Origin of the sequence: Streptomyces oryzae (genome assembly GCF_017676365.1) — a bacterium.
In the GTDB taxonomy this organism is placed as follows: Bacteria; Actinomycetota; Actinomycetes; order Streptomycetales; family Streptomycetaceae; genus Streptomyces; species Streptomyces oryzae.
This window is the reverse complement of record NZ_JADKMA010000352.1, coordinates 1-3230: the sequence shown is the minus strand read 5'-3', so window position 1 is coordinate 3230 and position 3230 is coordinate 1. Positions and strand designations below refer to the sequence as shown.

Annotated in this window: 3 protein-coding genes; 2 read left to right on the top strand and 1 reads right to left on the bottom strand. The window is 73.6% G+C overall.

Annotated features, from left to right (window positions below):
* The first annotated feature begins 39 nt into the window (after window positions 1-39).
* On the top strand, window positions 40-1188 hold the full coding sequence (locus ITI46_RS33870) for a Glu/Leu/Phe/Val family dehydrogenase (RefSeq protein WP_209243798.1): 1149 nt from the start codon (window positions 40-42) through the stop codon (window positions 1186-1188).
* Between the two features lie 34 nt (window positions 1189-1222).
* Here the strand turns inward: ITI46_RS33870 and ITI46_RS33865 are convergent, their stop codons facing one another.
* Complete coding sequence (locus ITI46_RS33865) at window positions 1223-2248, bottom strand: ArsR/SmtB family transcription factor (protein ID WP_209243796.1); 1026 nt, start codon at window positions 2246-2248, stop codon at window positions 1223-1225.
* Between the two features lie 333 nt (window positions 2249-2581).
* Between ITI46_RS33865 and ITI46_RS33860 the strand changes: the two genes are divergently transcribed.
* Entirely contained in the window at window positions 2582-3172 is a 591-nt protein-coding gene (locus tag ITI46_RS33860; RefSeq protein WP_209243794.1) for a hypothetical protein, read from the top strand.
* The last annotated feature ends 58 nt before the right edge of the window (window positions 3173-3230 follow it).

The following is a 3230-nucleotide window of genomic DNA, read 5'->3' as shown; positions in this document are numbered from 1 at the left end:
CCCCTCTCCAGACCGTCCCGAGAGACAAGGACCCGCACCGTGACCGACGCCCTCTCCCTCATCGACGAGTGGGGCCCCGAGAAGATCGTCATCGTCTCCCACCGGCGCACCGGAATGAAAGGCGTACTCGTCATCGACAACACGGCCCGCGGAGTCGGCAAGGGCGGCACCCGCATGAGCCCGCACGTCTCCGTCGGGGAGATCGCCCGGCTGGCCCGGGTCATGACCTGGAAGTGGGCCGGAGTCGACCTCTTCTACGGGGGAGCCAAGGCCGGCATCGTCGCCGACCCGGCCTCCCCCGACAAGGAGGCCGTGCTGCGCGCCTTCGCCCGGGCGCTGTCCAACGAGGTGCCGCGCGAGTACGTGATGGGGCTCGACATGGGGCTGACCGAGGATGACGCGGCCGTCATCCAGGACGAGCTCGGCGACCGGGGCGCCGCGGTCGGCACTCCGGCCCACCTCGGCGGGGTCGCCTACGACAAGCTCGGCGTCACCGGCTACGGAGTCGCCGAAGCGGCCGACGCCGCAGCCGGGTACCTCGAACTGCCTCTCGGCGGCGCACGGGTCGCCGTCCAGGGCTTCGGAGCCGTCGGCCACGCCGCAGCGCAGCGCTTCGCGGAGCTCGGTGCGACCATCGTCGCCGTCTCCACGGCCCGGGGCGCCCTCCACGACCCCGGCGGACTCGACGTGCACACGCTGCGGGCGGCCCGCGACGAGCACGGCGACGCTTTCGTCACCCGGCACCGCCAGGGCGCCCGACTGGCGCCGGGCCAGGAACTCACCGTCGACTGCGACATCCTGGTGCCCGCGGCACTCCAGGACGTCATCGACGCGGCAACCGCCCACCAGATCAAGGCAAAGCTGGTGGTGGAGGGGGCCAACCTGCCCACCTCACCGCAGGCGCGGACCGTCCTCGCCGAGCGCGGCATCACTCTCGTACCGGACTTCATTGCCAACGCGGGCGGTGTCGTCGCGGCGGCCTTCGCCATGGACGCCCGCTACTCCGGCTTCAGCCCCGAGACCTCCGCCATCTTCGGCACCGTCTCCGAACGGCTCCGCGCCAACGCCCTGGCCGTACTGGAAGCAGCCAGGACCGGCGCCACCACACCGCACCTCGCCGGGCGCCGCCTCGCCGAGGAACGCGTCGCCGCCGCGATGCGCAGCAAGCGCCGCCTCGCGCCGCACTGACCCCTCAGGGCCGGGCCTGGCCGGCGCCAGCAGCTCAACAGCCGCTCGCCCGGGCCGTGACGGACCGGCCGGCCGAAGACTCGTCCGCCGCGGTGTGCAGCAGGAGCTGGGCACCCAGCGGGGTGAGCGTGTGGTGGGCGGTCCGGCCGCTGCGGCGGGTGGAGACGAGCCCCGCGCGGCGCAGCACCGTGGCGTGTTCGCTCGCCGAGGCGGGCGCCAGCCCGGTACGGCGCGCCAGCCGGCTGGTCGAGACGCCCTCCGCGATCGCTTCCAGCACCGCGGCCCGGCTGTGTCCGAGCAGCGTCGCCAGCGCTGCGTGCGGGCCGTTCAGCGCACCGGCCAGCGGATGTTCGACCGCTTGGTAATAGAAGGTGGGCTGCGGTTCGCCCGGGTCGCAGGGGACGTAGGCGGTGAAGGCCGCCGGTGCCAGCAGCAGACCGCGGCCGCCGAGGTGGTAGTCGGGGCCCTGCGCGTGGGGGAATTCGAGCACGGGCGGGCGCCAGCGCCCCGCAGGGTGCAGATTGTCCAGCACCAGCTCGACACCACCCTCGTGCCACTGGCGGGTCCGCTCGGCCTGGTCGGCGCGGATCGCGGCGTACAGCCCGCGCCAGTACGGCTCGATGGCCACGCTGTGCTGCGCGCGTACGGCCCCCGCGAGTCCGCGCAGGGCCGAGGGGCTGCCGTCGGCCAGTGCGTGAGTCCAGGACGGAAGCCGACGGTGCGTGGCGACGTACTCCAGGTCGGCGCGCAGCTCGGCACGGGGCGTGGACAGCAGCCGTTCCAGCTCCTCCGCGAGCGTCGGCAGCGCGCTGTGCGGGCGCAGCAGGCGGGGGACGGGGTGCGAGGGCGCGCCGGCCGCCAGCCCGCCGAGCAGCGGCGCGGCAGGACCCGGCGCGGAGCGGCGGGCCAGATGGACGGTGCGGCGCCACAGGTCGAGGGCGGGCGGGCCGCCGGTGTCATGGCGCAGCCGCCAGGCGCTCAGCGAGGTCACGGCCAGCGGGCTGGGTGCCGCAGCCAGGCGGACGCGTGCGAGGTCCGCCACGGTGAAATGGATGCGCATGTCCGCCCTGCCCGTACGACTCTTCCGACCGTGCTGTCCGACGCTGCTGCCCCGTCATCTTTCACCCGCGCGCCCGCAGCCGCCACGTGGATCGGTGCACAAGGCCGGTATCCGGCTTCGCTTCGGCCAGGACCGAATCGTCTGTCCGCCAGGGACCGTGGCGGCCACGATGGCGTGAGGGAGGAGCCGGGTCGGCGAGCGGAGGAGGCACGGATGCGGGGCAGCAGAACAGGGAGACCGGGGGACCCGGGCAAGGGTTCGGCCGATGGCCCGGAGTGCGGCGCACCACGGGGGTGTGCGCCCGCAGCGCGCGGCACCCGCAGGAGGGCCGTGGTGGTGACCCTGTGCACGGCAATGGCCCTGCTCTGCGCCTCGGTTGCCGCCCGGGCCGCTCCCGGGCAGGACGGCGGCGACCGAGGCGACTCCCGTCACTCCGGCGGCGCGGGCGTACGGGGCGCCGGCCGGACGGGCGGATGGCACGGGCCGGTTGTGACCCACCCCGGGCAGCCCGAGATCGACTACCCGCGCGGTGAGGTGTGCCCGTTCGCCACGCACGCGGAGTTCCCGGTCGTCGACATGGTCCAGCGGACCTGGACGAACGACGCGGGTGACCCCGTCTATGCCGTCATCAGCGGCCCGTTGGTGATGGATGTGACCAACAAGGAGACGGGAAAGACCATACGCCGCGATCTGTCCGGCACCGGCACCCTCGTGTATCCGGAGCCCGGCAGCGACACCCACGTCCTCAGCGGGGGCGACTGGGGCGTCGGGCTGCACACCAGCGACCGGCCGGAGCACAACAAGTGGCTTGTCTCGCGCGGTTTCATGGCCGTCCGGATCAAGGAGGGGCCGCACGGCACCAGCCGTGAACTGCTGGTGCTGGAAGGGCCTTACGAAGATCTCTGCAAGACGCTGGCGCGGTAGCGGGCAACAGGCAACGGGGGAGCGACGGGCGGTCGTTCGGGATCCAACGGTCCCGAAC